4 protein-coding genes are annotated in these 6,058 nt (G+C 74.4%); all 4 read right to left on the reverse strand.

From position 1 onward, the window contains the following. Nucleotides 1-1,171, reverse strand: a 1,171-nt coding sequence (locus tag GTW08_RS22840) for an ABC transporter ATP-binding protein (RefSeq protein WP_161152503.1), incomplete at its 3' end; no start/stop codon positions are given. 45 nt (nucleotides 1,172-1,216) lie between these two features. Next, nucleotides 1,217-3,343 carry an acetate--CoA ligase family protein gene (locus tag GTW08_RS22845; RefSeq protein ID WP_073575189.1) on the reverse strand — a complete coding sequence of 709 codons (2,127 nt, stop codon included), beginning with the start codon at nucleotides 3,341-3,343 and terminating at the stop codon, nucleotides 1,217-1,219. Then, nucleotides 3,340-4,755, reverse strand: coding sequence for an MmgE/PrpD family protein (locus GTW08_RS22850; RefSeq protein WP_010225721.1), 1,416 nt, complete (start codon nucleotides 4,753-4,755; stop codon nucleotides 3,340-3,342). The genes GTW08_RS22845 and GTW08_RS22850 overlap by 4 nt, the downstream gene beginning before the upstream one ends. Then, nucleotides 4,752-5,900, reverse strand: coding sequence for an acyl-CoA dehydrogenase family protein (locus tag GTW08_RS22855; RefSeq protein ID WP_073575190.1), 1,149 nt, complete (start codon nucleotides 5,898-5,900; stop codon nucleotides 4,752-4,754). The genes GTW08_RS22850 and GTW08_RS22855 overlap by 4 nt, the downstream gene beginning before the upstream one ends. Nucleotides 5,901-6,058: the final 158 nt, after the last annotated feature.

A 6,058-nucleotide genomic window follows, 5' to 3' on the forward strand; every position in this document is an offset into this window, starting at 1 on the left:
GGTCGTGCGACGTCCGCGGGGCTGCGTCGCCGGGACGCGCGCGGTCGGCCTCACCGGCGGCACCGGGTCCCGGGGCCGCGGCGGCGGGTCCGGCCTCCCGGGGGAGGACCTGGACGTGGGCGGGGTCGATCTCGACGTGCACCCGGTCGTGCTGGCGCAGCACGACCGACGCGTCCTGGGTCTGGGCCTCCAGCGTCGGCCCGGCGTCGAGCGCGACCGAGCACCGGATGAAGGAGCCCTGGAAGACGCTGACCGTCACGGTGCCCGGCCACGAGTTCGGGCCCGCGTCACGCGGCTCCGTCCGCACCCGGACGTGTTCGGGACGGATGCAGACGCTGAGGTCGTCGCCCGGCGGGACGACGGCGTCGGCGGCGATCTCGACGTCGTGGCCGGCCAGCCGCAGCCGCCGCTCCCCCGCCCGCGGTGCGGCGACCGGGAAGATGTTCGCGACCCCGAGGAACTCCGCGATCGACGCCGACGCGGGGCTCCGGTAGGTCTCCACCGGCGTGGACAGCTGCGAGATCCGCCCATGCTGCATGATCGCGATGCGGTCGGCGAGTGCCAGCGCCTCGCCCTGGTCGTGGGTGACGTAGATCGAGGTGAGCCCGAGCTCGAGCTGCAGCCGCCGCAGCTCCACCCGCAGGTCCTCGCGGAGCCGGGCATCCAGGTTGGACAGGGGCTCGTCGAGCAGCATGACGTTCGGCTCCATCGCGAGGCTCCGTGCCAGCGCGACCCGCTGCATCTGGCCGCCGGACAGCAGGCTGGCGCCCTTGTCGGCGAGGTGGGCCAGCCCGACGAGTTCCAGGGTCTCCAGTGCCCGGGTGCGGATCTCGGCCTTGGGGCGCCGCTTCATCCGCAGCGGGAACGACACGTTCTCCAGCACCGTCATGTGCGGCCACACCGCATAGGACTGGAATACCAGGCCCACGTTGCGCTTGTTCGGTGCGACGTTGAGCCCGGCGGCCGCGTCGAACACGGTCGTCCCGCCGATGGCGATCGAACCACCGCTGGGGTCCTCCAGACCGGCGACGCACCGCATCGTGCTGGTCTTGCCGCACCCCGACTGCCCGAGCAGCACCAGGGACTCGCCGTCGGAGATGTGGAGGCCGAGGTGCTCGACCGCGGTGAAGTCGCCGTAGGTCAGCGACAAGTCGTTGATCTTCACGTCCATGGTGTGTCCTCGGATGTGTGTCGGTTCACGGGCGGGGCGGACGGGTCATGACCGGTCCGCCTCGCGGACCAGGGCGTCGAGGGCGACGGCTCCCTGCCCGCGTCGCCGGACGGCGACCGGGTTGACCTCGGCCTCCACCACGTCGGGCCGGGTCACAGCGAGCCGGGACACCGCGACGACGGTGTCGACGAGCGCGTCGATGTCTCCGGCCGGTCCGCCGCGGAACCCGCGCGCGATGCGCATGGCCGTCACCTCGCCGACCATCTCCCGGGCCACCTCGGCAGTGACGGGGGCGAGGCGCAGCGTGGAGTCGTCGTACAGCTCGGCGTGCACGCCGCCGGCGGCGAGCATCACCAGCGGCCCCACCGTCGGGCTCACCCGATAGCCGACGAGCGCCTCCACGACCGCGTCGCCGACCATCTCCTGCACCAGGAACCCGCCGAGCTCGATCGTCGGGTCGTGCGCGGCGACGTTCGCGGTGATCGTCCGGACGGCGCCGGCGAGCTCGCCGGGCCCGGTCACGCCGAGGACGACCGCACCGGCGTCGGACTTGTGCGGCAGCCGGTCCGACAGCGCCTTCACCACCACCGGCCAGGCGGGCTCCGCGGCGGGCGTGCCCGCGGCGTCGCACGTCGTCGCGGCGGGGAACGCCACCCCGAGCCCGGCCAGGACGACCGCCGAGTCGCTCTCGTCGAGCGTGCGGGCCGGGGCCTCGGCGGCACCGGTGTCCCGGGTGCCGAGCACGGCCGGATCGACCGGGCGCCGGGCCAGGGTCGCGGCGATCGCCTCCGCGCAGGCCTCCGCGGTGCGGAAGGCGGGGACGCCGGCGTCGTTCAGCATGCGGAGCGACTCGAGTGCGTCCGGCAACGCCCAGGCTGCCAGCGGCACCTCGCCGGCGGCGGCCGCCTCGGCGATCGCGGACACCGCGAGTTCGGGGTTGAGCCGCGCCGAGGAGCCGACGACGAACAGGACGAGATCGAACTCACCGCTGGACCGGAGCACGTCCAGCGCTCCGAGCACGAGGTCGTGCCGGGTCCCGGCGAGCGTGAGGTCGACGATGAGGTTCTCGGCCACGTCGAGCCCGAGCGCGGCGAGCCCGCGGAACACCGCGGGGCTCGGCCGGGCCACGGTGACGCCGCGGGTCTCCAGCTGGTCGACGACGATCGCGGCGCCGCCCCCGGTGGAGGTGATCACCCCGATCCGGTCGGCGCGGACCGGCCCGGGCGGGCCGATCCGCCGCTGGAGGGCCTCGGCCTCGATGAGCGCCTCGAAGTTGTCGACCCGGGCGAACCCGCAGGCGCGGAAGAAGGCGTCGGCCTCGCCGTCCTCGCCGGCGAGCGCCCCGGTGTGCGACACCGACAGGGCTGCGGCCGCGTCGCTGCGGCCCAGCTTGTAGACGGTGACGGGCCGGCCGCGCTCGGCGGCGGCCGCGGCGAAACGGGCCAGCGGGCCCGCGTTGTCCATCGACTCCACGAACAGCGTGTACGAGCCGATCTCGGGGTCGTCGAGGGTGGCCTCGCAGATCTCGCCGAGGGTCAGGTCGACCTCGGAGCCGGTGGAGACGAACCCGGCGAAGCCCAGGCCGCGGGCCTTCGCCCGGGTCATCAGCGCGCCGATGACGCTGCCGGACTGGGACGCGACGAACGACGGCCCGACGGGCAGGTCGGGCTCGGCGAACGCGGCGTTGGCGGTGAGCAGCATGCCGTTGCGCGGGTTGACCACGCCGATGCTGTTCGGGCCGACGACGCGGACGCCGTACCGGCGGGCGACGTCGAGCAGCTCCTCGAGCCGTTCCCGCCCCTCGGGCCCGCCCTCGCCGAAGCCGCCGGACAGCACCGTCACCAGCGGTACCCCGGCCTCGCCGCACTCGCGGACGGTGTCGACGACGCGTGCGGTGTCGGTGAGGACGAAGACGTGGTCGGGAACCTCCGGGAGCGAGGCGATGTCGGGCCAGGCCCGCTCCCCCAGCACCGTCTCGCGGCGCGGGTTGACGGGGTAGACGCCGCCGGTGAAGCCGGCCTCGCGCAGGAAGCGCAGGGGGCGGGCGGTCGTCTTCCGTGCGTCGTCGGAGGCGCCGACGATCGCGACGGAGCGGGGGGCGAGCAGCGCCCGGCCCACGTCGGGCCGTGCGGGATCGGCGGCGTCGGCCGGGCGGTCGGTCAGCTGGGTCATGCCGCACCCCGGCAGAGGGCGTCGGTGCGGGCCACGACGTCGAGCGAGGCGAAGGTCCACAGCTCGGCGGCGAGCCCGGTGGCGGCGTCGCGGCCGAGCACCGGCGCGGCGAGCCGGACCAGCTTCGCGGTCATCTCGTCGTCGCTGACCGGGTTGCCCGGCTCCCCGTAGGGGGTCGGGACCCGCTCGGTGAGCTCCCGCCCGTCGTGCAGGGTCAGCGTCACCACGGCGGTGCGCAGCACCGGGTAGTCCGCGTCGGCCTGCTCGTCGGCGCGGACGTGCACCCGGCCGACGAGGTCGAGCAGTGCGGGGTCGCGGCGGGCGCCGGGACCGAACTCGGTGAGGCCCACCTCGTCGTGCACGAGGGCGGTGGCCACCGCGAACGGGATGCTCATCTGGGCGTCGAGCAGCGAGTCCACCTCGGTGCTCGCGTGGTGCGAGGCGACGGTGTAGGTCGCGACGTCGACCCGCGCGACGTCGGCGACGGTCACCCCGTGCTCCGCGCGCAGCGCCAGCACGGCGTCGATCGGGCCGTGCAGGTGCCGGCAGGACGGGTAGGGCTTCACGTAGGAGTCGAGAACGACCCACCGCTCCCCCAGCCCGTCGAGCAGGGTGCCGGCGTCGAAACCGCCGTCGGCGAACGCCTCGACGTAGCCGTGCCGGGTCTCCAGGATCGGCCGCGGCCCGGTCACACCGGCCTCGGCGAGCTCGACGCTGACGATCGCGTCGCGTGCGGCCTTGCCCGGGTGCACCCGCTTGACCTCGGCGTTCTTACCGAGGAAGGCGAACAGCCCGCCGGCGTGCGAGGCCGCGACACCGAGCGCGTCGTGCAGCCGGTCGGCGTCGAGGCCGTGCAGGACGGCCACCCCGCAGGTGGCGCCGACGACACCCGCGAGCGGGGTGTTGTGGAAGTGGTTGCGCCACGTCGCGGGGTGCCCCGCGGCGGCGAGCCGGGACACCGCCTCCAGGGCGACGGCGAGCGCCCGCATCGTCGTGGTGGTGTCGCTGCCCCGGGCCTCCGCCGCGGCGAGAACGGCCGGGAAGCAGACGCTGCTCGGGTGCACGCTGCCGGGGGTGTAGCCGTCGTCGACCTCGAGGCTGTGGGCGCTCGTGCCGTTGAGGAACGCGGCGCCCGGCGCCGAGACCGGTCCGAGGCCGATCGCGGTGGCGGTGCGGCCGGTCGTCCCGTAGGTGCCGGCGACGTGGGTCGCGACCGCCCGCGCGACGTCGGTCGCCGAGCCGGGGACGACGGCGGCGACGTAGTCGACGAGCAGGCGGCGCACGTGGTGCTCGACCTCGGCGGGCAGCGGCGCCGCGGCCGCGGCGACGACCCAGTCGACGAGGACGTCGGTGGCGCCGTCGAGCCCGCGCTGCGCCTGCGGTGCGGTGGTGCCGGTTCCGGTGATGCTCACGCGCCCGTCCCCGCCCGCTGGTCGAAGCGGCGCCCGAAGACGGAGCCGGCGATGGTGTTCTTGAGGATCTCGACCGAGCCGCCGGCGATCATCCAGCCGCGGGTGCGGCGGACGATGTACTCCAGCGGGTACTCCTGGCTGTAGCCCGAGGCCCCGAAGACCTGCATCGCCTCGTTGGCGACCTGGAACGCCGTGCGGTTGGCGTGCAGCTTCGCGATGGCCGCCTCGGTCGCGTCCGGTGCGCCGGCGTCGGCGTTGGCGACCGCCCGCAGCAGCAGCATCCGGGCCGCGTCGAGCTCCACCCTCATGTCGGCGAACTTCCACTGCAGGCCCTGGAACTCGCAGAGGTCCTTGCCGAAGGCCTTGCGGACCTTCGCGTGCTCGACGGCGCGCTCGTAGGCGGTCTCGGCGAGCGCGAGCGCCCGGGAGGCGTTGCCCATCCGCTCGACACCGAAGATCGACAGCATGCTGCGCAGCGCACCGCTGTCGGCGAGGACGTACTCCTTCGGCACCCGGCAGCCGTCGAAGAACAGCTGGCAGTGCGACTCGCCACTCATGTGCAGCTCACGCTTGCCGCGGGTGAAACCGGGGGCGTCGAACGGGACCAGGACCGCCCCGATGTCGCGCGACGACGGGCCGAACCGGCACCAGACGACCGAGTGCGTCGCGTCCGGGCCGTGGGAGTTCCAGCACTTCTGGCCGTCGAGCATGACGTGGTCGCCCTCGTAGCGGGCGGTGGTGCGCAGGTCGGTCAGCGCGCTGCCCGCGTCGGGCTCGCTCATCCCGGCGGTCACGAGCGCCTCGCCCCGCAGGAGCAGCGGCAGCACCTCGCGGCGCACGTGCTCGGAGCCGAACTTCGCGACCTGGCGGATCGCGCCGAAGTTGCTCGCCTGCAGCGCGTCGGCGCTGTGCGGGCAGACCTTGGTGATCGCCATCATCACGAGCACCGCATCGAGCAGCGAGGCGCCCTGCCCACCGACCTCGACGGGCAGGGTGAGCCCGGTCAGGTCGTGGTCGGCGAGCACCTTGAGGGAGTCCCAGGCGAACCCGTCGCGCTGGAAGGCCCGCGCGCCGAATTCGCGTTCGGCGAGCTTGGAGACCGACTCCACGAGCGTGGTCTGCTCGGGGGTGAGGCCGAAGTCCATGGTGGTCGTTCCCTCTCGTCGTACGTCGGTGCTGAACAGCGGGGTGCGGGCCGGGATCAGGCCGGGCCGGTCCGGTCGGTGACGGCCGCGGCGGCTCCGGCCGCGTCGAGGCCGGGGAGGTCGGCGGCCAGCTGCCACAGGCGGTCGGCGGCGGCGCG

The organism is Pseudonocardia sp. SID8383 (genome assembly GCF_009864975.1).
Classification (GTDB): Bacteria; Actinomycetota; Actinomycetes; order Mycobacteriales; family Pseudonocardiaceae; genus Pseudonocardia; species Pseudonocardia alni.